The 18,743-nt window shown below is 39.6% G+C and carries 21 protein-coding genes; 6 read left to right on the top strand and 15 right to left on the bottom strand.

Translation table 11 applies throughout. The annotated features are described in order from the left end of the window. Window positions 1–5: 5 nt before the first annotated feature. The 5 genes from ACFVSW_RS01495 to ACFVSW_RS01475 all read right to left on the bottom strand — a co-directional run bounded on the left by ACFVSW_RS01495 (window position 6) and on the right by ACFVSW_RS01475 (window position 4,340). Window positions 6–719 carry a DUF4367 domain-containing protein gene (locus tag ACFVSW_RS01495; RefSeq protein ID WP_387311382.1) on the bottom strand — a complete coding sequence of 238 codons (714 nt, stop codon included), beginning with the start codon at window positions 717–719 and terminating at the stop codon, window positions 6–8. Continuing rightward, entirely contained in the window at window positions 716–1,267 is a 552-nt protein-coding gene (locus ACFVSW_RS01490; RefSeq protein WP_387311381.1) for a sigma-70 family RNA polymerase sigma factor, read from the bottom strand. The genes ACFVSW_RS01495 and ACFVSW_RS01490 overlap by 4 nt, the downstream gene beginning before the upstream one ends. 329 nt (window positions 1,268–1,596) lie before the next feature. Continuing rightward, entirely contained in the window at window positions 1,597–2,511 is a 915-nt protein-coding gene (locus ACFVSW_RS01485; RefSeq protein ID WP_387311379.1) for a hypothetical protein, read from the bottom strand. After that, window positions 2,492–3,025: an RNA polymerase sigma factor gene (locus ACFVSW_RS01480; RefSeq protein WP_387311377.1), complete on the bottom strand. Its 534-nt coding sequence runs from the start codon at window positions 3,023–3,025 to the stop codon at window positions 2,492–2,494. The genes ACFVSW_RS01485 and ACFVSW_RS01480 overlap by 20 nt, the downstream gene beginning before the upstream one ends. 511 nt (window positions 3,026–3,536) lie before the next feature. After that, a complete protein-coding gene (locus ACFVSW_RS01475) occupies window positions 3,537–4,340 on the bottom strand; it encodes an RDD family protein (protein ID WP_387311375.1) in 804 nt (267 codons plus the stop codon). 124 nt (window positions 4,341–4,464) lie between these two features. Between ACFVSW_RS01475 and ACFVSW_RS01470 the strand changes: the two genes are divergently transcribed. Then, entirely contained in the window at window positions 4,465–5,439 is a 975-nt protein-coding gene (locus ACFVSW_RS01470) for a stage II sporulation protein M (RefSeq protein ID WP_387311373.1), read from the top strand. Here ACFVSW_RS01470 and ACFVSW_RS01465 read toward each other — a convergent pair. The 6 genes from ACFVSW_RS01465 to ACFVSW_RS01440 all read right to left on the bottom strand — a co-directional run bounded on the left by ACFVSW_RS01465 (window position 5,417) and on the right by ACFVSW_RS01440 (window position 11,731). Then, entirely contained in the window at window positions 5,417–6,778 is a 1,362-nt protein-coding gene (locus tag ACFVSW_RS01465; protein WP_387311372.1) for a DUF58 domain-containing protein, read from the bottom strand. The two genes, ACFVSW_RS01470 and ACFVSW_RS01465, sit on opposite strands and share 23 nt — an antisense overlap. After that, on the bottom strand, window positions 6,729–7,658 hold the full coding sequence (locus ACFVSW_RS01460) for an AAA family ATPase (protein WP_387311370.1): 930 nt from the start codon (window positions 7,656–7,658) through the stop codon (window positions 6,729–6,731). Before ACFVSW_RS01460 ends, ACFVSW_RS01465 begins: the two co-directional genes overlap by 50 nt. Continuing rightward, window positions 7,655–8,791: a DUF4350 domain-containing protein gene (locus ACFVSW_RS01455; RefSeq protein ID WP_387311368.1), complete on the bottom strand. Its 1,137-nt coding sequence runs from the start codon at window positions 8,789–8,791 to the stop codon at window positions 7,655–7,657. Before ACFVSW_RS01455 ends, ACFVSW_RS01460 begins: the two co-directional genes overlap by 4 nt. Beyond that, window positions 8,788–9,444, bottom strand: a complete 657-nt coding sequence (locus ACFVSW_RS01450) for a DUF4129 domain-containing protein (RefSeq protein WP_387311366.1) — start codon at window positions 9,442–9,444, stop codon at window positions 8,788–8,790. The genes ACFVSW_RS01455 and ACFVSW_RS01450 overlap by 4 nt, the downstream gene beginning before the upstream one ends. Before the next feature lie 31 nt (window positions 9,445–9,475). Continuing rightward, window positions 9,476–10,393 carry a hypothetical protein gene (locus ACFVSW_RS01445; protein ID WP_387311364.1) on the bottom strand — a complete coding sequence of 306 codons (918 nt, stop codon included), beginning with the start codon at window positions 10,391–10,393 and terminating at the stop codon, window positions 9,476–9,478. 120 nt (window positions 10,394–10,513) lie between these two features. Then, window positions 10,514–11,731, bottom strand: a complete 1,218-nt coding sequence (locus ACFVSW_RS01440; RefSeq protein ID WP_387311362.1) for a CapA family protein — start codon at window positions 11,729–11,731, stop codon at window positions 10,514–10,516. 357 nt (window positions 11,732–12,088) lie between these two features. Between ACFVSW_RS01440 and ACFVSW_RS01435 the strand changes: the two genes are divergently transcribed. Further along, on the top strand, window positions 12,089–12,655 hold the full coding sequence (locus tag ACFVSW_RS01435; RefSeq protein ID WP_387311360.1) for a sigma-70 family RNA polymerase sigma factor: 567 nt from the start codon (window positions 12,089–12,091) through the stop codon (window positions 12,653–12,655). Next, entirely contained in the window at window positions 12,636–13,394 is a 759-nt protein-coding gene (locus ACFVSW_RS01430; protein ID WP_387311358.1) for a hypothetical protein, read from the top strand. Before ACFVSW_RS01435 ends, ACFVSW_RS01430 begins: the two co-directional genes overlap by 20 nt. A 301-nt stretch (window positions 13,395–13,695) precedes the next feature. On the opposite strand, the gene trhO is transcribed toward ACFVSW_RS01430, so the two are convergent. Next, complete coding sequence (gene trhO / locus ACFVSW_RS01425) at window positions 13,696–14,655, bottom strand: oxygen-dependent tRNA uridine(34) hydroxylase TrhO (RefSeq protein ID WP_387311356.1); 960 nt, start codon at window positions 14,653–14,655, stop codon at window positions 13,696–13,698. Window positions 14,656–14,843: 188 nt separating this feature from the next. On the opposite strand from trhO, the gene ACFVSW_RS01420 reads away from it, so the two are divergent. Beyond that, a complete protein-coding gene (locus ACFVSW_RS01420) occupies window positions 14,844–16,022 on the top strand; it encodes a glycosyl hydrolase family 18 protein (protein ID WP_387311354.1) in 1,179 nt (392 codons plus the stop codon). 216 nt (window positions 16,023–16,238) lie between these two features. Continuing rightward, window positions 16,239–16,634 (top strand): hypothetical protein, encoded by a 396-nt coding sequence (locus tag ACFVSW_RS01415; protein ID WP_387311352.1) that lies wholly within the window; start codon window positions 16,239–16,241, stop codon window positions 16,632–16,634. Window positions 16,635–16,705: 71 nt separating this feature from the next. Here ACFVSW_RS01415 and ACFVSW_RS01410 read toward each other — a convergent pair whose 3' ends face one another. Both ACFVSW_RS01410 and ACFVSW_RS01405 read right to left on the bottom strand, forming a co-directional pair. Beyond that, on the bottom strand, window positions 16,706–16,954 hold the full coding sequence (locus ACFVSW_RS01410) for a hypothetical protein (RefSeq protein ID WP_387311350.1): 249 nt from the start codon (window positions 16,952–16,954) through the stop codon (window positions 16,706–16,708). Between the two features lie 134 nt (window positions 16,955–17,088). Continuing rightward, a complete protein-coding gene (locus ACFVSW_RS01405; RefSeq protein WP_387311348.1) occupies window positions 17,089–17,358 on the bottom strand; it encodes a DUF1292 domain-containing protein in 270 nt (89 codons plus the stop codon). A 158-nt stretch (window positions 17,359–17,516) separates the two neighbouring features. Here ACFVSW_RS01405 and ACFVSW_RS01400 point away from each other — a divergent pair, with 158 nt between their 5' ends. Next, on the top strand, window positions 17,517–17,813 hold the full coding sequence (locus tag ACFVSW_RS01400; protein WP_387311346.1) for a hypothetical protein: 297 nt from the start codon (window positions 17,517–17,519) through the stop codon (window positions 17,811–17,813). 64 nt (window positions 17,814–17,877) lie between these two features. Here ACFVSW_RS01400 and ACFVSW_RS01395 read toward each other — a convergent pair whose 3' ends face one another. Beyond that, window positions 17,878–18,741 carry a DUF3307 domain-containing protein gene (locus ACFVSW_RS01395; RefSeq protein ID WP_387311344.1) on the bottom strand — a complete coding sequence of 288 codons (864 nt, stop codon included), beginning with the start codon at window positions 18,739–18,741 and terminating at the stop codon, window positions 17,878–17,880. Window positions 18,742–18,743 lie beyond the last annotated feature (2 nt).

The following is an 18,743-nucleotide window of genomic DNA, read 5'->3' as shown; positions in this document are numbered from 1 at the left end:
AGTTTTTATTTAAATGATTTCGCGATTTTTACGGTTTCTTCAGTGGAGATGGACCCAGCTATCCAGTAATGGACATCATTCAGATACCAGTGAAGCTCAGCAGCCGAATTCCCGTCCTCTGGATTCAGGTACCCCATGGTCCCGTTAATATCCACCTCTTCAAATCCATGTGGGATGTCCCCTAACATGTTTCTTTCGATGATCACTAAAAAAGATTGATCTTCATGGAAATAAGTGAAAACAAGCTTATTAATCTGCTCCTTGCTGCTGCCATAACCATGGATGCCGTCCAATTTAAATTGACTCGGGGTGTAAGTCGGCAACAACACATCAGTCCCAAATGTTTGTCTTGCTTCGTTCTCACTGTTCAAAACCCATGACTGTCTCACAAGTGGATCAGTAGAGTCATTCCCCCCGCTTCGAAATAGGGTGGCGTTATCCGATGTTGTCTTAGGCTGGGACTGATTTGTATCGACTCCTCTTAATAACCAACTAGAAAAGAAGACTAGACAAAAAGCTGCCGCGACTAACATGGTGCTGTAAACTCTTCTTTTTCGAAAAAATGCTAACCAGGTTGCTCCACTTCCCTTTTGATTGTCTGCGGTTAATTTATTCCTCACTTCGTCTTGAAGCCGCGAATGGAAATCCAGCGATTCAAACAATGTCTGATCTAGCTCTTCCGTGAACACTTTCTTTATGTCTTTTTTCGGATCGGTCATTTACTGAACCCCTCCTTTTCCAGTAGTCCACCTAACAATTTTCTCGCACGATGGAGTCTCCCGCGAACGGTACCTTCTGGGTCGCCGGTAGCTTTGGCAATTTCTAACGTATTAAAATCCAGGTAATAGAATAAATAGAGCACCTCTTGATAATGTAAAGGCAAAGTTAAAACATGCTTTAAAATCTCGGTCCTGTTCATCCGTTTGATAACTTCTTCTTCAAGGTTTCTGGTAATTGGTTCATTTATGAAAAGAGTATCGGATGGGATCTCTGCAGTTCTCTTCAATCGTAAATGGTCTCGACAGCGATTGATTGTTATTTTTATCAGCCACGTTTTCACACTGCTGTCACCACGGAATTTCGTCCAGTTTCGATAAGCGAGAATAAATACCTCTTGACTAATATCTTCAGCAAGATGACGATCACCTAAGTAAAAATAGGCAGTCCGCAACACAAGTGTACCGTATTGATTCATCATATCTTCAACCGCTGCAGAAGGATCTTTAGAGAAGTTTAGGTTATTATCTTTGCGGGAAGGCCTTCCCATTTGACCACCTCCACCTTAATAGACGGGTCCTATAAGATTTACGCTACGATGTTTCTAAAAAAAAGGCTGTATTAAAAGTGAATGTTGATTTCCGTTCCAGGCGCTTCGCTTTCCGCGGGGCGGGCGGTGAGCCTCCTCGGCGCTAAAGCGCCTGCGGGGTCTCACCTGTCCCGCTGCTCCCGCAGGAGTCTCGCGCCTTCCACTCCAATCAACATTGTGCTCAAAATCCACAATGTTCTTAAACACAGCCAAAAAAACCGACTCAACATTTGTTGATTCGGTCACGAATTTTCTAGACTATAATTTTTCTTTACTCATGTTCCTTGCAATTATTCATCCTGCTCATGGTAGACATATTCATAGGTTAGTTCATTACCATTTAAAGTGATGGTAACTTCATTCTGGAAGGTTACCGAAACAAAGGTGGTTGACAATCCTTTTGCGGATTTCTTCTGCCAATCCACATCCTCGAGAATTTTTTCGACATACTTATTATAGGCTTTAGTGGATGCACCTTCCCAACGATACACTTCGTAATTATTAGGCGTTTCGGAAACTTGTTCTAAATCAACTGGGTAAATCATCCTCTCGTAGCCATAGGTCACGTAAAGCGGCTCATTATGATGATAAGGTTTTTTCCCTTTAAGCTCTATTGTTGACATTGCTTTAAAAATATTTGCATATTCAAGCTTTGGATAATCAAACGTAAACTGCAGCCATTTTTCCGCTGTCAATGGTATAAAGAAGTAATAGCGGATGACGACGTCCTGCATTTTTACATGCTCAATATAAATGCTGGTTTTATAAGGAAAATGTTCAAGTTCTTTGTTAACAAACATCGATTTAGAAGCAATCGTTGTGTTCTTTTCTGCTTCGGTCACTTCTTTTACAGTTCCAAACGAAATCGGATTGTTCTTGTAATAAAGCTCTAATTGCCCTCCTGTTTTTTTACTCGTGACATCCTCAAGCTTCCAGCTGAATAGTTGATCATCAACAGTGAAATAGTCAGCATTATTTAGCTTAGGGCTCTTCTCCAACAGCATGATCAGAAAACCCCCAAAAATCACTACAAGCAATGAGGCTGCGACGATGCTTTTCCATTGAAAGAATTTAAATGGACGAGCTTTAGAGGGGGCTTGTGCGATTGATTGTCGAACTCTACTTCTGATTGCATCTTTTTGCCTGTCTGTTGACCCAACTTGCTTTAGCAGCTCCCATTGATCATCAAAATGGTTGTTCGCCATGTATTACCCCTCCTTTATCGTTCATTTTCCTGAGAGTTTGCAGTGCCCTTGATAAGGTTTTACGAACCTTAGCCTCAGACCAATGGAGAATCTCCGCTGCTTCTTTTGTTGAACATTCTTCAATCTTGATTAACGTAATCACGAGACGATAATTTGGTTTCAGCGATTGTATATATTGCATTTGCTGGAGAATTATCTCCCGATTCTCAATTAACTGTTCAACATCAATCGAGGAAGGTATTTCATGAGAAAATCCAATCACGTTAAAAAGCCTTTTTCGTTTTCGGTTGCGAATTTCATCAAGGACCAAATATCTCGCAATTCCGAATAGCCATGTTTTCACAGCCGAGCGGTTTTCAAATCGCTCAAGTCCTGTGAATGCCCGTAAAAAAGTGTCGTGAACCAAGTCCTCGCATGATTGCTTATCACCAATCATAAATAAAATAAACCGATAAATATCATCATAATACTGTTCATACCAGTCCATCACAAGCTCTTCTTTGTCCTTACTCAAGCCCCCATCACCTTCTTTTTTTCTTTCTTACTCATAAGTCGTCACGAATTAAATAATGTGACACTTTTTTAAAATGGTATGTTGTTTTTATTTTTCATAGTGCCTATTTTGGACTTTTTTTCCAGTTAACAGGCACTATGAACCTGCCATAGTGCCCGTTCGGGTCTCTTTTTCCTGGCCACGGGCATTATGAACCTCTCATAGTACCCGTTCGGGTCTTTTTTTCTTGCCCACGGGCATTATGAACTTCTCATAGTGCCCGTTCGGGTCTTTTTTTCCTGGCCACGGGCATTATGAACCTCTCATAGTGCCCGTTCGGGTCTTTTTTTCTTGCCCACGGGCATTATGAACTTCTCATAGTGCCCGTTCGGGTCTTTTTTTCCCTCCCACGGGCACTATGAACCTCTTATAGTGCCCGTTCGGGTCTTTTTTCCCTGTCCACGGGCACTATGAACTTCTCAAAGTAAAAAAAACACTTAAAAAATAGACTGCCAAGAATGGCAGTCTATCTTTACATGTCAAATTCCCATTCTTCTCTAAGGTTTAAATAGAGTACAAGCAGTGTATTTTCCAATTCCTGTTCGGTTTTCCCAAGCACATCTTGTCCAATTTTCGGAAGCAGAATCTCGGCAATCTGTCTTGTGAGTTGATTCTTCTCCACCAATGGTAATTGCGTAAAACGGCCGGTGTATGTATTAATGAGCTTCCAATCTTTCGCCGTAAAAGCCTTGAACGTCCATTCATCGATGATTAGATCATCCTTTGAAATCGCTCTGCTCGCGATTTCTTTTTCTATCTGAGTTAACCTTTTTTTCCGTTTCGCTTTTCGCTCATGGATCACAATTGTTCCAGCGACAAGATCCCCCAGCCGCTTATGCTTCGAATGGAAGAATACCATGATAATCCCTAGAAAATAAGCTGTCGGCAACGTATCAATAATCCGCATCAGATTGCGGATAAAGCTTGATAGCAAGGTAATACTGTGACCATTTTCTTGGATGACTCTAATCCCAATCAGCTTCTTGCCAATCGTTCTTCCGCCTGAAAAAAATTCAAATGCAAAAAAATATCCCCAATTAATAACAAACAAAGCAATAATCGTAATCGCTATAGGAAGAGTCTCCTCAAAGAAATAAAACGGCAGTGGTGACGATCCCTCGATAATCAGATAGACAATAATGAGTGCCAGAATGTTAACAACGTTTAAAAGAATCTGATCAATGATAAAGGCTACTGCTCTGCTGCCTAAACCAGCGACTTGAAATTGAAGCGAGACGTATTCCGGTGTTTTAATCTCCATTTGTTCTTGGTTCATAAGGTTTCTCCCATTCTCTATGGTGATTTTATCTAAAGCTGTTTCTATTTTTCTTTAAAATTATTATAATAAGATGAATAGTAAAAAAATACATAATCGCGTAATGATAACAAGAGGTGTCAGAATGAATGTAAAGCAATTTGTAAAACTGCATCGTGATGAATGGAAAGAGCTCGAACAGCTGGTGACCGCTTTAGGGAAGAGGAGAAATACGATTACCGGTGCCAATATTACTCTCTTTCATCGACTCTATCAAAAGGCAGCGCAGAATCTTTCCTACAGTCAAACCTATTTTCCCGCAGATGAAGTAACTCACTATTTGAACGGCCTTGTTTCTAAATCACATAACTTGATGTACAAAGATCAAGTTTCAAGCTTCAAACAAATTCGTTATTTTTTCAGCACAAAATTTATTGGTTTATTGTTAGAGCAGTGGAAATTTGTCTTGATCGCACTGATTTTGTTTACGATCGGTGCCTTAGGGAGCTTCATTTCAGTCATAAATGACCCACTCCATATTTATTCGATTCTTCCGGCGGATATGGCTCAAGGCGTTAACCCTGAGCAGCTGGGAAGCCATGATGGAGCGGTTGACTCCTCCGTAATGTCCGCTAGTATTATGACGAACAACATAAAGGTCGCAATATTAGCCTTTGCCGGCGGAATTACATTTGGGCTCTTGACCGTCTACTTAATGGTTTATAACGGAATCCTTATTGGTGCACTCGCTGCCCTGTTTTGGCATCACGGCAAGTCCTATGATTTTTGGGCCTATATTGTCCCGCATGGGATGATTGAGCTCACAGCGATTTTCATTGCCGGCGGTGCCGGACTGTTAATGGGCTATAAGCTCTTTGTCCCAGGACAATATTCTAGAGGCTATCAGTTAAAGCAGCAAGCAAAACGTTCCGTGCAGCTCCTGCTAGGGACGATTCCCTTGTTTATCATTGCCGGCGTGATTGAAGGCTTTATCACACCGGCCGCCATCTCATTAGAAGCAAAGTATATCGTTGCCATCTTAACGGTGATTGGTTTAATCCTTTATGTTATCATTGGACGGCAAAGACTTATGAAAACTACAAAAGGTTTTGATTCATAATCTCGATATAATGGGAAACGGCCGCAATCGCCAGTTTCTCCTCCCGGGCCTCTATTAATTGGAGGCCCTGTTTTTCCCATTTTATTTTTTCCCGTTTCTTAATAACAATTTGCTGCTGAGCGATACTTTTCAGCATGGCTGCCTGCACATCAATCGGCTCCGCTTTTATTCTTTTTATAAGGGTCTGATCCTCAATCCCAATCATCAAAAATAGATGCCGCTGTCTTAGGCGCTTAAAAAAGATTAGCGCGCTTTCCTCATGAAGAAAGGTCCTTACGTCGCTGAATAATAACAGCAGACTCCGCTTCTTTTGCATCATTTCTAAATATTGCAGGACTGCCCCATAATTAGACTCGGCTGCATCCACCTGGAGATGATAAATCGCTTGGAGAATCGTCTGTAAATGGGCCATCCCTTTTGCTGGCGGAACAAAGACCTTTATTTCCTTCGAAAAAGCAAGCACAGAAACATAATCGCCTTTTTGCAGCGCCGCCGCTGTTACGGTCAGCGCCGCTTCTAAAGCTCTCTCTAGGCGATTCCCTTTTGTCAATTCCGCCCCCATCATTCTCCCGCAATCAATTAAGATGGTAATATATTTCCCGTGCTCCGGTTCATACTCATTCGTCATCACTTCTTGCAGCTTCGCCGTTTGCCGCCAGTTGATCTTACGCGGATCGTCACCAACTACATAACTTCTAATCTTTGCAAAATCACCTACTCCACTGCGCTGCCTGCGAATGTTCAACCCTTCGTAGACGAGAAATTTTTGTGCATTTTCGAGATATTGTTTGGTTTCTGTTAAATCCGGCAGGACTTTTATAGAATCCTCTAATACGACAGTCGTTTGCTTTTCCCATAAACCAAGGAAACTGGTATAGCGAAAATAAAGTTTGTTAATTTCATATTTCCCTCTAACCAAGGCAGCCGTATCATAGGTTATCTTTGTTGTGGATTCCTTTTGGGCCACACCTGATACTGGAAATGGGCGATCCAATGTCTGTGGCAGTCCATCAATCAAACGGAAGGAACAAGCATGCTGGGAGTGATTGCTTACTTCCAGCTCCACCTGGTAGGGTATCCCTCGTTCAAGCTCTGAGGGCAGAAAACGTTTAAAGCTAAGCTCCTTTTTCTTCGGTGAAAACAGTAAATCACCTAGACTGACAAAAAAAACAATCAAATTGACAGTGATGACGAATCCCCAAGGAACCTCCCGAAAAGCCGTACCAATCACTAATCCAAGCGACAGTACAATTACAACCATCATGAACCGTTTAGTTGGTAAAACTCCTCTATCTTGGAACAGGAACCGACCCCACAAGTTCTTCAATGATCTGGTCAACGGTAGATCCCTCCAATTCTACATGCGGGGATAACTGAATTCGGTGTCTTAAAGCGGGTTTGGCAACCATTTTGATATCATCCGGCGTTACATAGTTCCGGCCTTTAATGTACGCCCATGCTTGCGCCGCTTTTCCAATCGATATTCCTGCTCTTGTACTTGCGCCAAAGCGAATTGCTTCTGATTCCCGCGTTTTCCTGACAATCTGCATCGTATAATCGATGACATTTTCGCCAACGGTGACTCTTTCAATCTCTCTTCTAATCGAAATAAAACTGTCCATATTAAGAATGGCAGAAACAAGCTTTGCGTCAAAACTGTTTTCAATGACTTGTCTTAAGACATTTTTCTCTTCCTCAAAGGATGGGAAATCAATGAGCAGCTTAAAAAGAAAACGATCCTGCTGAGCTTCCGGCAGCGGATAGGTTCCTTCAAATTCAATCGGGTTTTGGGTGGCTACTACAAAAAACACCTCTGGCAATGGATAGGTATCACCTTGGATTGTGACTTGTTTTTCTTCCATTGCCTCAAGCAGCGCGGCCTGGGTCTTTGCCGGTGTCCGGTTGATTTCATCCGCTAAAAGAATATTCGTGAAAATCGGACCTTTTAAGGTTTGAAAGCTGCTTTCCTTCATATTGTAAATCGTGCTTCCGGTAATATCACTTGGAAGCAGGTCAGGTGTAAATTGAATACGATTAAAGTCACCGCCTAGCATACTGGCCAGCGTTCGTACCATTTGTGTTTTTCCGGTGCCCGGCACCCCTTCGAGCAGGACATGACCCCCGGATAAAATCGCCGATAATAGCAGCCTGAGATTTAGACTTTGACCTAAAATCCGCTGCTCATATTTTTCTAAAAAGGATGTTAATTCTTCGTTCACCCTTCCTCCACCTCTTCCCGTAATTGCTCTAGTTTTCTGGACCAAAGCAAATATTCCTGTTTACTTACTTTTTCTTTTTCAAGTATATTGGTCAACCCAATTAAAAATGGGCGAATCTCATTTGCTTGCATCCCACGGTGTTTTCGCTCCAAGAAACTAGACAAATCCTTCCATTCAATCCGGTATGGAATTCGCCATCGCTCTTGTAATAATAATTTTAGATAGTCAGCCTGTATCAATAAGGAATCGTGGTAACGTCGGCCGCGGAGATACCAAGCCGTGATCGCCCGTATTCCTTCATCGCTAAAACGAACCGACTCTTCCCTTGGAACAAGCAGTGGTCCGAACCGCTTTCCTTTGAACCACAGCCAAAGCATCATCAGCAGGATTCCCTGTAGAACGAGCAGTAAAAACCACATCGGGTATACCGTCATAATCGATGAACCATTCTGACTGCCATGAAGGTATTCATCAAATAAGACAGTCCCCGTTTTTGCTTCATTGAACAAGTTGAGAACAAGTGCTAAATTGTCCTTCTTTAACAGGTTGTCATTTATCAGCCACTCTGGAGTAATCGCAACGATTAATTGTCCTTTGCCAACAGATCGTTTCAGTGCAATCGCACCGCCGCCAGCATCATCAATGAGAACCGTGTCATCCTTGTTTGTCACTATGCGGAATGGAGAGTTCATTTCGGCCTTATAGGTACCTTGATTTTCCCCATACCACTTTACTTCATGATCGGGGGAAGGCTGCTCGGGAACCGTGTCCAAATCAAACATTCCTTTTGGATTGGTTTGGAATAAAAGAATCGTATTTCCGGCCTTCATGAAGTTCTGATAGGCCTCCATTTCTTCCGTTTCCGGAATAAAAAATGGTTCAACCATCACCAGAAGTTTTTCTTCACCCTGTTTCGGCAGATTCTTGGGGTCTGCAGTCCAGCTATTAACACGAACTTCCTTTTGTAAATATGTATTCAATGCCTTCACACCGGTTGGAGAAGGAGAATTTGAGACATAATTGGGATATTGCTTTGGGCTTTGTGAGCTGAGATATAAACTAATCAGGATAAAAACGAAGAGCAGAACAGTCAGCCAAATCCATCCCTGTCTCTTAGGTTTAAGATTCTTCAAGTGTTCTCCTCCATCCTGCCAAGTGTTTGCTCATATTCCCCGAGCATTCTTCTTACTTCCGTTTGAAAAAGTTGATATTCTTTTTCTTGGACCTTCCGCATACCATAGGTCACTTCATCAAAGAACGCTGCCAGATCATAAAATTTTACGGCCCATTGTTGATTGACTTTTCGCAGTTCCTCATAATACTCCCAATTGGTTTTCCAAATTCGTGCCTCAAGCCAATCCTTTTCGTGAAAATAAAGGAGCAGGGCTAAAAACAGGTGACGGGTAGCAAGCGTATATTCTGCTAAACCCTCTTGTTTTTTAGCCTCCTGTAAATGCCTTTCGGACGACCAATTGATTTCGTGCATCGATTGAAGCGGCTTTTTGTTATACAGCAGTTTATTTCGGTTGTGATTGCGGATCATAAAAATGGCAGCAAAGGCCAAAAAGAATACAACCACGACAATAATCGCAATAAGAATTGGCCCCGAGGCACTGCCGGCAGATTCCATGGAAGGAAATAATTTCAGCAGCTGCTCGGCAATCCATTGTTTTGCTTTTTCCCATAAGGTTTCAATCAAGCCTTTTGATTCATTGTGATAAATCTGATATTCTTTTGTATTTAATATCTCTTTCAGTTCATCCCTTGCTTTGTTAGCATCAAGCATAATCCTCACCTAACTTATTTAGGTATTTAGTTTAGATTGTTTTTGTGTTGTAATTCTCAATCATCTCTTTTAAATCATCACCCTCATGTCTCGTTTTTAAATCAAGATACATGACAGCATAGCCAACAGAGAAAATCATTGTCGTAATTAAGGTGGCGAGGTTTGAAATTAGTGATAACAACACACTATTACCTAAAGCGAGCCCAAACGTCATTTGAACGGCTAATTCAATAGCTGAAATTATTAAATAAAAGACGATATAAAGACCCATCAATGTCCAGGTACGTTTCCTGGAAAGTCTCCAGCTTCGCTCTAATCCAGGTGAATCCTTGTCCAGCACGACGGAAGCAAAGTAAAAGCTCCAGCGTGTTAATAACAGCCCAATTCCGATAGCAAAACCTAAAAATAGCAGGATGGCCCCGAGAACGCCTAAAACGGGATTTGCCTCAAAACCAAATAGGGCCGTTACCGTAACGAGGATAATCGGAATTGCGATAATCATAACCGTGATAATTCCGAATAAAATACTGCTTCCGATCATCGGCCAAAATCGCGAAAACGCTTGTTTAATGACGGAACCAACGGTATATTCTTCGTTTTTTCGAATATTAGCAATGGCGAATAGGATGGCTGCCTCCGCCACCAGACCTAAAATCGCACCAATCAAACCTACTATTATGATTCCAATATCAGCGCCGAAGCCGCTCGTCTCCATTGTTCCGGTTTCAGTAAAACCCGAGAGGATTTGCTCAAACCAGACATTTCCACTCCCCATCTCTCTAAAAAAACTAGTCCCGGAAACCAGCTCCATAATTGCTTGAAGCAAATAGACAGGTCCCATGAAAATGAGTGATATCAAGAAAAAATCTTTAAAGCGATTTTTAGTTAAACTAAAGGTATGGTCCAGTATTTCCCCAAAACCTTTTGGTTTGCTAAACTTTGTATCCATAACCGAAATCCTCCTAGAAACAATTGTAATAAAACATATTTTAACATTATTCTGACATCAAAACCGTAGATAGTTATAAAAAAATAGCGAATGTTTAAGAAATTGCAGTGTTTTATTTCATTATTCCTTTTTGACTACTTCTTGCGGGTTTTCATAGACAAGCCAATCGGATCCTTTGATTTTGTTAGATGCATCAATGATTTTTTTCTTTACTCGCTCTTGTTCTGCACCAGTTAATTTTGTTGGCTGATAATTATTTCTAGAAGAAACAGATGAAATAGAAAATGGCACAACGTTGATTTCTTTTTTATCGGTTAGAACACCATTTTTCAAATGAAAGGTTTGTTGAAATACATATGTATCCTTGTCCCTTGGGTTTCGATTCCCGCCAAACATAAAGTTGCCCAAACTATAAACAATAAATTTCCCATTATATTCTTCTATTCCCTGGACGACATGGGGATGATGGCCAAGAATTAAGTCTGCACCGCTATCAATTGTAAAGCGGGCTAGCGATTTCTGAGCTTCATTCGGGACATACTGGCTCTCATTGCCCCAGTGATAGTGAATAAGTACAAGCTGTACCCCTTGATTTCTTAGGTTTTTTATATCCTGTTCCACTTTTTGACGGATTTCTTTTGTATCAGACCAGCCTTCATATCCTAAAGCCCCGACCTTAATCCCTTTGATGGTCGTAATATATTGATGATCGTAGCCAAAATAGCCGATGTTTTGATTCTGCAAGGCGGCAATTGTGTCATTGTATCCCTTCTCCAGGTAATCATGACTATGATTGTTTGCTAGATTAACAGCTTCAATGCCACCTAATTCTAGAATTTTGGCGTACGATGGGTCACCCTTAAAGCGAAATGTCTTCTCTGCCTTTTGCGTCGCATTTGTGAGCGTGGTTTCTAAATTCACGGTTGTAAAATCGTCCTCTAAGAATATATTTTCCAAGCCCTCAAGGAAATAGGGCAGACCATTGGCAGACGCCGTCTTTACAAACGAATCACTATAGGTAAAACTTTCATCGGTTCCAAGCGTAAAATCCCCGGCCGCACTTATTTTGATGGTCGTTTCTATATCTGGTTCCGGTTTGATTTCTGGTTTCTCTTCCACTGCGACCACTTGTTTCGGCTCCTCTCCCTTTCCCTTTTCTGTTGCCTTTTCCCTGGCCGGAGAAACTTTACTAGAAACATTTTCTGACTTCAAATGGTTAGCGTAGAAAAAGCCCCCGGCAAGGATCAAAATTACCGCAAAGATAGCAAACCGAACAATCCCTTTCGATTGATGGCGTTCTTTTCTCGTCTTTTTCCCGCTGCTGCCCTTATTATTCATCTCTATCGATAGCTCCTTTATTTTTCTAACATTCTTAATTCTACAATATATACCGCTAATACTCTATCAGTTTTACAAAATATTGGTTAATAAACAGAAAAAGCAGGCACAGAGGTTTATTAAGCTAAAGGGTGCGATACTTCAAGAAGGAGGTCCCCTTTTTTCTTTTTGCACAAAAAAGATTGTGAAATGTTGTACTTAAACTATCTTGCGGTTAGTGCAATAAGACCTATGGTATTATTGCACTAAGAAAGCCTAAAAATTAAAAATGAAATAAATTAACTTAATCTTTTAATAAAGTGAAACTTTTAAAAACTGTATCTCGTTGTAGCTATAGAAAATTAAGGTGGTGAGTAAATGGCAAAAGAAAATACGGAAAATAATCATTTTATCAAAAATAATCAAGATGAATGGTTAGAAATAATAATGAGTGAATATGGAGAACGATTAAAGAAATTAGCGTTTAGTTACTTAAAGGATTGGGGCTTGGCACAAGATGTAGTCCAAGAAGTTTTTGTTACTTGTTATAACCAATATTATAAAGCATCTGAAATACACTATTTCAAAGCTTGGATTTATCGTATCACCATTAATCGCTGTAAAGATATGCTAAAAAGCTCATTTTTAAAAAGATACTATTTTAACAATAACTTACTCAAACACTTTATTAATAAGGATTTGTCTCCAGAAATGAAGTTGGTGTTGAAAAACGAAAAAGAAAAGCTTTCTCAAACAGTCCTCTCCTTGCCAGTAAAATACCGAGAAATAATTATCTTTTTCTATTATGAAGAGATGACTATTACCGAAATTGCTGAACTTTTAGCCATTAATGAAAATACAGTAAAAACAAGATTAAACAGGGGTCGGATATTGGTAAAAAAAATATTAGTTGGAAGTGAACTTTATGGAAGAACAATTGAGTAACCTTAAAAGAGCAATGGATGATACTGTATATAAGGGAAACCATTTTTCGGAAGAACATAAGGTGAAAATCAGAAATACCATAAAGCATCCGCATAAGAAAAATAGATTTGAGTGGTTTCCTAAGCTTTTAACTGTGACATTATTCATAGGCTCCATAATATTTATTACAGATATAACAAAAAAGAGCATAAATTCCTCTGATAAACCATCACAATTAGAACAAAGAAATGGAACCAAAACAGAAGAACAAAGGAATAATGAAGAGAACTGGGTGCAAAAGACAGCAATTAAAAAAGTTCTTGAGCAAGAGTTTACTAGTCCGGATGAGAAGTTAATGGATCTATTATTGAATCCTAAATATAGGACTGTTGTGAATAATAAAGAAGAGAACCAAGAGGCAGATAAATATTTAGCAGAAGTATACGGACGTTACTTTGCAGATTTTTCTAGGATCGAGACCTTCATTGCAGCATTTGGTGGTACCCAATACCAAACTTCTGCCTACTTAAATGGCTATAAGTTAAGTCTTAAGAATATCACGATTGAGCAAGGGAATATTTCACATCGTTATACCTTCATAGCAAAGGTCGGTTATCAGAAAAATGGAGATGAAGAAAAAACTACAAGTGTAGAAGGTGAAGTCTTCTTTTCTACAAAGGAAAAGGAAGAAGGGAAAATCGTGGGATTTCGATTCGCGGATCACAACGGTTTGTTGCATATTTTGAGAAATAACAATTGAACAAGTTAACATGCAAACACAAAAAGGACCTAATTTGGTTCTTTTTTTTATGATTGAAATAACAACAATATTGTTGAACATAGCCATTCAAAAAAAAAGTTTGTGGAAAATGTACTTAAAGGGGGGCTTTAGTTGAAGAAGTTTCGGATTTCAATAACAAAGAAAACTCGCCAATGGCGAGTTTTGCTTTTTTTATATACTAATTACTATGTCAAAACGACTGTCAATTCGGTACATTTTTTTAGGAAAGCACCTCAAAACGGAACCCTTTAAATTTTTCTGGCCTGCTTCCTTATACTACTTAAACGGTTAAATTGTTTTCAATTGCCGTCATTCTTTCTTTTACCTCTTCTTCGCTTAAACCATGTTCGGCGATATAACGGTTCCGAGGATGTACTCTGCATTCTTGGGAACAGCTGCGTAAATGTTTATGTTCGTTTTCTTCTGAACAGAGAATTTTTTTATTACATGCCGGATTGGCACAATTCACATAACGTTCGCATGGTTCACCTGTAAAATAATCTTTTCCAACAACTACGTGCTCTTTGCGATTTACAGGTACACTGATGCGCTCATCAAACACATAGAGCTGTCCATCCCATAATTCCCCTTGAACTTCGGGATCTTTTCCATAAGTGACAATCCCGCCTTCAAGCTGTGACACATCTTCAAAGCCCTCTTGAAGAAGCCAGCCTGAAAATTTTTCACAGCGAATCCCTCCGGTGCAATACGTGAGAATCTTTTTGCCTTCGAAAGCTTGTTTATTTTCTCGAATCCAGTCCGGCAAATCGCGGAAGTTCAAAATATCCGGTCTGACCGCACCTTTGAAATGGCCCAAATCAAATTCATAATCATTGCGGGCATCGATTACCACCGTGTCTTCTTTCTGCATTTCCTCGAAAAATTCTTTAGGTTTCAAATGTTTACCTGTTAGAACATTCGGATTAACGTCATCTTCTAAACGTAAAGTAACAAGTTCAGGCCTGAAACGTACTCGCATTTTTTTGAAGGCATGCCCTGATGCTTCATCTATTTTAAAAATCGTTCCAGCAAACAGAGGATGCTCCTCCATGTATTTCATATACACGTTCGTCTGTTCGATGGTGCCTGACACCGTTCCATTAATTCCTTCCGACGCAATAATGATTCGACCCTTTAAGCCGAAATCATTACATACTTGAAGATGTTCTTTCGCAAACTCTTCCGGATTCTCGATTACGACGTATTTATAATACAATAACACTCTATATTCTTGATTCATAATGAACATTTACACCTCTTAATTAATGATTAACCTATTTACTATATCAAAAATCCGGCCTGCTGCAAAATTTTTTTCTTTCAGGGGTCTCACTTTCCCCACCTAAGAGGTTGATATTACCAACCCATCCTACCCGTTTTTTCTGATACAATTTTTATGAGGAAGACGATTGAGGAGGAATTCTGCAAATGAACAAACGTAATCTCCTCCTTGCCTTGGTAATTGTGATTACCTTCATTGGAGGAATTTTAACTGGAGTTTTAGTCACTCGTAACAATTCACATGAAAATAATGATACAAAATCTATTAATATAGTAAACGCACCTAAATCAGCACTTATGCCCGAAGAAAAAGCCTTGCCAGAAATAGAAAAAGAACAGTCAAAAGCTCTTATCGCTTATGTTCAGGATTTCCGCGACCCAAACGAAATTGATTATGCCAAATTGACACATGTTATTTTTTCCTTTGCCCATCCGACAAAGGAAGGCGGCATTTTGCTCAATGGCGATCCTGCCTTAAAAAACTTACGAACGACCGTTGCAAATGCCAAGAAATATCACACAAAGGTGATCCTTGGTGTTGGCGGATGGTTCCACATAAGCGGCGGCGAATCGTATTCTTATTTTAAGGCGGCGATTTCTAATCCTGCCACTCGGGCGAAGCTTGTTCAAGAGCTTACTAGTTTTGCAGACCGTGAGCACTTAGACGGAATTGATGTTGACTTTGAGCATCCACGCAATCAAGAAGATGCGGCAAACCTAGCCGCTTTTACTAAAGAGCTAAGCGAACAGCTTCATCCTAAAAACAAGGAATTATCGGTTGCCGTTTATGCAAAAATTCATGCAGTAACCTTGACTGAAACCAAATTTGTTAATTATGAAACCGCCATGTTTCAATATGTTGATCATGTAAACATCATGGCCTATGATGGTCAGTGGGATGACGGCTACCACGCCGCTAATTTATCCCCCTATCCCTACACAGAGAAAATTGTAGGCTACTGGGCAAACTATTTCGAGACAAACCATCTCTCTAAAGAAAAACTCGTTTTGGGTGTTCCTCTTTATGCTCAGCCGGAGAATCCAAAAATCAAACAGGTTTCTTATGAAGCAATCATCAACAATAATCCTGCAAATGCCGCCAGCGATACAGTAAAAATGAATGGGACGACATATTATTATAATGGTGACGCAACCATGAAAAAGAAAACAAAATTGGCTCTTGAACATGGCTTCGGCGGAATGATGCTGTGGGAAGCAGGGCTTGATGCAAAAGGAGCACATAGTCTTACCGGGACTATTTCTGCGGAATTGAAAAATTCAAGTAATGATCCTGTGAAATATTATACGGTAAAGAAGAATAATTAAAAAAAGGCTGCCTTCTCTGGCTTTGGAGAAGACAGCCTTTTTTTATACTTGTACCATTTTTGACATAAATTTGTATAAAACTATCGATTTCGATGGTGCCTGACACCAAATTGTAATAAATTATGGTAGTTGTCGTATATTTTTCCAAAGATTTTGAAGGATTTTGTCGTAATAAAGAGAATGAAGTATAGGAGTTTAAAAAAAGGAGGAATACAGATGAAGAAATTTTTAACAGTATTATGTGGAGGCTTAATTGCATTAACGTTGTTCGTGACCACAGGGAATACGGCAAAGGCAGCGGAACCAACCGATCCACCAGCAGTCACCGAATCAGACGATTGTGGCTGCCACGATGCTACACAACTTTTTGGAGCTGAAAGAAATAAAATTGTATCAAATGTAATAAGCAGCGATGCGTATAAGAATGTAAAAAAAGACCTTAAAAATAAAGGCTATAAGTCGCATGGAGCAAATGAAATCGAAGTTATGAAACATAATGTATATGGTGTAATAATCGTTGGTGTTCCTTTTACTAATTCTAAGGGAAATATCGAAATGGCAGTTTTTATTGATGGTGAATTTATGGGCGTTTCCCCAGCGGATGCAAACTAAAATAAGAAAATTCCCAACCATCAGTAGGTTGGGAATTTTTTCAGGCAGGACATGGGCGGTTAAAAAGGAAACTAAACAATCTGTTCGTCATTGTTTTCCATATTCAATAAGGCTCTTTTATTTGGTATTTGCGTTAAGTTTGATTTTTTTAGAAGATAGGATAAATGATCAATGGGCATTGAACCATGACCTTTACCTTCTCCAAGTGTGAACTGAACCGTAATTCCATTGTAAGCAATCACCGTAAGTGATTCAGCGGAGTTAAAATTTCCCTGAGCCCCTTGAGAAATTTGATATTTCGTTCCCTCTTCAATTTGCATTACGTCTCTCCTTTGATGATATTCTCCCTAACAGTATGCCATAAGTTACCAGTTACATACATATTATTTCCAATTGATATCAAAGTAGATTTCAAAAAAAAAGAGAGGTATATCCCCCCTCATTCTTCAACGATTTACTCTTCCTCATCCATCATTTCATCAAATGCCGCCGACACTTTGTCAAATTCCTCATCGCTTTCTATCGCGGAAAAATCTCCATCTTCATCGACCTTTAAAAAGAAGATATCAATATCATCATCCGTTTCTTGTTGCACGTCTTCCGCAAATCCAACTGCGACGTAGTCAGCTCCTTCAATTGTCATTACTCCTAGTACTTCAACCTCTTGTTCTTGGTCATTTTCATCGCTGATAGTAAAAATTTCGCCTACTTCAATTTTAGTCATAGTAGTAGTTCCTCCTATTTTTTAAATCTTCCTTCAAACAGTATCTCTTAAAAAGAGAAATAAATCCACATTCAACGTAAATTATCTATCGTAAAGCTAGATATTCCTCATAAATCTCTTATAATGAGTGTATATGGCAATTGAAGGAGACGTTTTCTATGAATCAAAAACAAGTGGAAGAAAAAATTATCGAGAACTATAAAGGTGAAGAGAAAATGATGATTCTCGTCTTCGCCCAATGGTGTGTAAATCATGACCTCAATCCAGAGGAATTATATGTTAGGGCCTATCCAAATCAAGCCTCCAACCCTGCCTTGAAGGAAGCAATCGAGTTAACGGTACCAAAAGAAGAAGCTGGAGATGTTGGTGACCAAACCTTGCTAGGCGTTTTATCATTATTTGGCAACGATGACCTTGCCTTTGTTGTGACGGAAGAAATACAGAAGATGAAATAGCTTGCGTGCTTTTCTTAAAAAAAGCTGCCTTATTTTGGCAGATAAAAATCTGTTTTTCATATTTTTAAGTCAAAACTTCCCGTAATACAATTCCAAGTGAGATGCCAATGAACATCGAAGTAAGGGTGCCGAGCAAGAAATACTCTGCCCAATCCCGGTCATCCATTTGTTTAAACCTGGCAATCGATTTTGCCGCAACAATAAACCCGATGGCTGGGTAGGCACTGTAAAATGTCAACACTAAAACTAGCAATCTTTCAATATAGCCGATTAATTTCCCGCGAGAAAGATCGTGTTTAGAGAATATGGTGTAATGATATTCCTCGGTTAGTTCCTTTTTTCCGATCCTTGAATGGGCATACTGATCCTCATGTCTGTTAGCTTTAAAAGCATATTTTCCTTCAAAGCTTAACAGCTGGTTCGGCAGCGATCCTAGAAGAATCCTTATTAAATGTCCGCTAACACTTGTGGTTAGAATCACAATGATGAGGATAAACAAAACGGCATTTATCGAGCTTAACTTATGTCCTTCCTTGAAAACTTCGCTTATTTTTGTTATCTCTAGACCAATAAATAAATGACATGCAAGCAAAATCATCCCAAGATGGAGTAATTGATCCAATAGGAAAAAACTAAGCCGCTTCATGTTCTCCTCGTTTGTAATTTTAATCGTATCAAGCAGTTTGATTTTTATAAAGTCAATCAGAAAATGAGAAAAAACAATTAAAACCAAAGGGAAAAGGAAATTATTTAGGCTATTTATTACGTTAAAGTAAGGAATCAAATAGCCGCCAAGAACCAACCCAGTCATAAAAAAATGATGTGCTAGATGCTTCTTAAGGTTTTTATACTTTTCCCTCACCATATTATCTGTTTGCAAATAAAAATCAGAGATTAGATGGGCGAGAATGAGACTTAAAATAAGCATGG

The organism is Neobacillus sp. NPDC058068, assembly GCF_042885335.1.
In the GTDB taxonomy this organism is placed as follows: Bacteria; Bacillota; Bacilli; order Bacillales; family Cytobacillaceae; genus Neobacillus.
The sequence above is the reverse complement of the archived record's forward strand: the minus strand, read 5'-3'. Positions and strand labels throughout refer to the sequence as shown.

Coding starts and splice junctions, on each gene's coding strand:
- ACFVSW_RS01495 (WP_387311382.1), bottom strand. CDS start 719: ATGACCGATCCGAAAAAAGACATAAAGAAAGTGTTCACGGAAGAGCTA.
- ACFVSW_RS01490 (WP_387311381.1), bottom strand. CDS start 1,267: ATGGGAAGGCCTTCCCGCAAAGATAATAACCTAAACTTCTCTAAAGAT.
- ACFVSW_RS01485 (WP_387311379.1), bottom strand. CDS start 2,511: ATGGCGAACAACCATTTTGATGATCAATGGGAGCTGCTAAAGCAAGTT.
- ACFVSW_RS01475 (WP_387311375.1), bottom strand. CDS start 4,340: ATGAACCAAGAACAAATGGAGATTAAAACACCGGAATACGTCTCGCTT.
- ACFVSW_RS01470 (WP_387311373.1), top strand. CDS start 4,465: ATGAATGTAAAGCAATTTGTAAAACTGCATCGTGATGAATGGAAAGAG.
- ACFVSW_RS01450 (WP_387311366.1), bottom strand. CDS start 9,444: ATGCTTGATGCTAACAAAGCAAGGGATGAACTGAAAGAGATATTAAAT.
- ACFVSW_RS01445 (WP_387311364.1), bottom strand. CDS start 10,393: ATGGATACAAAGTTTAGCAAACCAAAAGGTTTTGGGGAAATACTGGAC.
- ACFVSW_RS01440 (WP_387311362.1), bottom strand. CDS start 11,731: ATGAATAATAAGGGCAGCAGCGGGAAAAAGACGAGAAAAGAACGCCAT.
- ACFVSW_RS01435 (WP_387311360.1), top strand. CDS start 12,089: ATGGCAAAAGAAAATACGGAAAATAATCATTTTATCAAAAATAATCAA.
- ACFVSW_RS01430 (WP_387311358.1), top strand. CDS start 12,636: ATGGAAGAACAATTGAGTAACCTTAAAAGAGCAATGGATGATACTGTA.
- trhO (WP_387311356.1), bottom strand. CDS start 14,655: ATGAATCAAGAATATAGAGTGTTATTGTATTATAAATACGTCGTAATC.
- ACFVSW_RS01420 (WP_387311354.1), top strand. CDS start 14,844: ATGAACAAACGTAATCTCCTCCTTGCCTTGGTAATTGTGATTACCTTC.
- ACFVSW_RS01415 (WP_387311352.1), top strand. CDS start 16,239: ATGAAGAAATTTTTAACAGTATTATGTGGAGGCTTAATTGCATTAACG.
- ACFVSW_RS01410 (WP_387311350.1), bottom strand. CDS start 16,954: ATGCAAATTGAAGAGGGAACGAAATATCAAATTTCTCAAGGGGCTCAG.
- ACFVSW_RS01405 (WP_387311348.1), bottom strand. CDS start 17,358: ATGACTAAAATTGAAGTAGGCGAAATTTTTACTATCAGCGATGAAAAT.
- ACFVSW_RS01400 (WP_387311346.1), top strand. CDS start 17,517: ATGAATCAAAAACAAGTGGAAGAAAAAATTATCGAGAACTATAAAGGT.
- ACFVSW_RS01395 (WP_387311344.1), bottom strand. CDS start 18,741: ATGCTTATTTTAAGTCTCATTCTCGCCCATCTAATCTCTGATTTTTAT.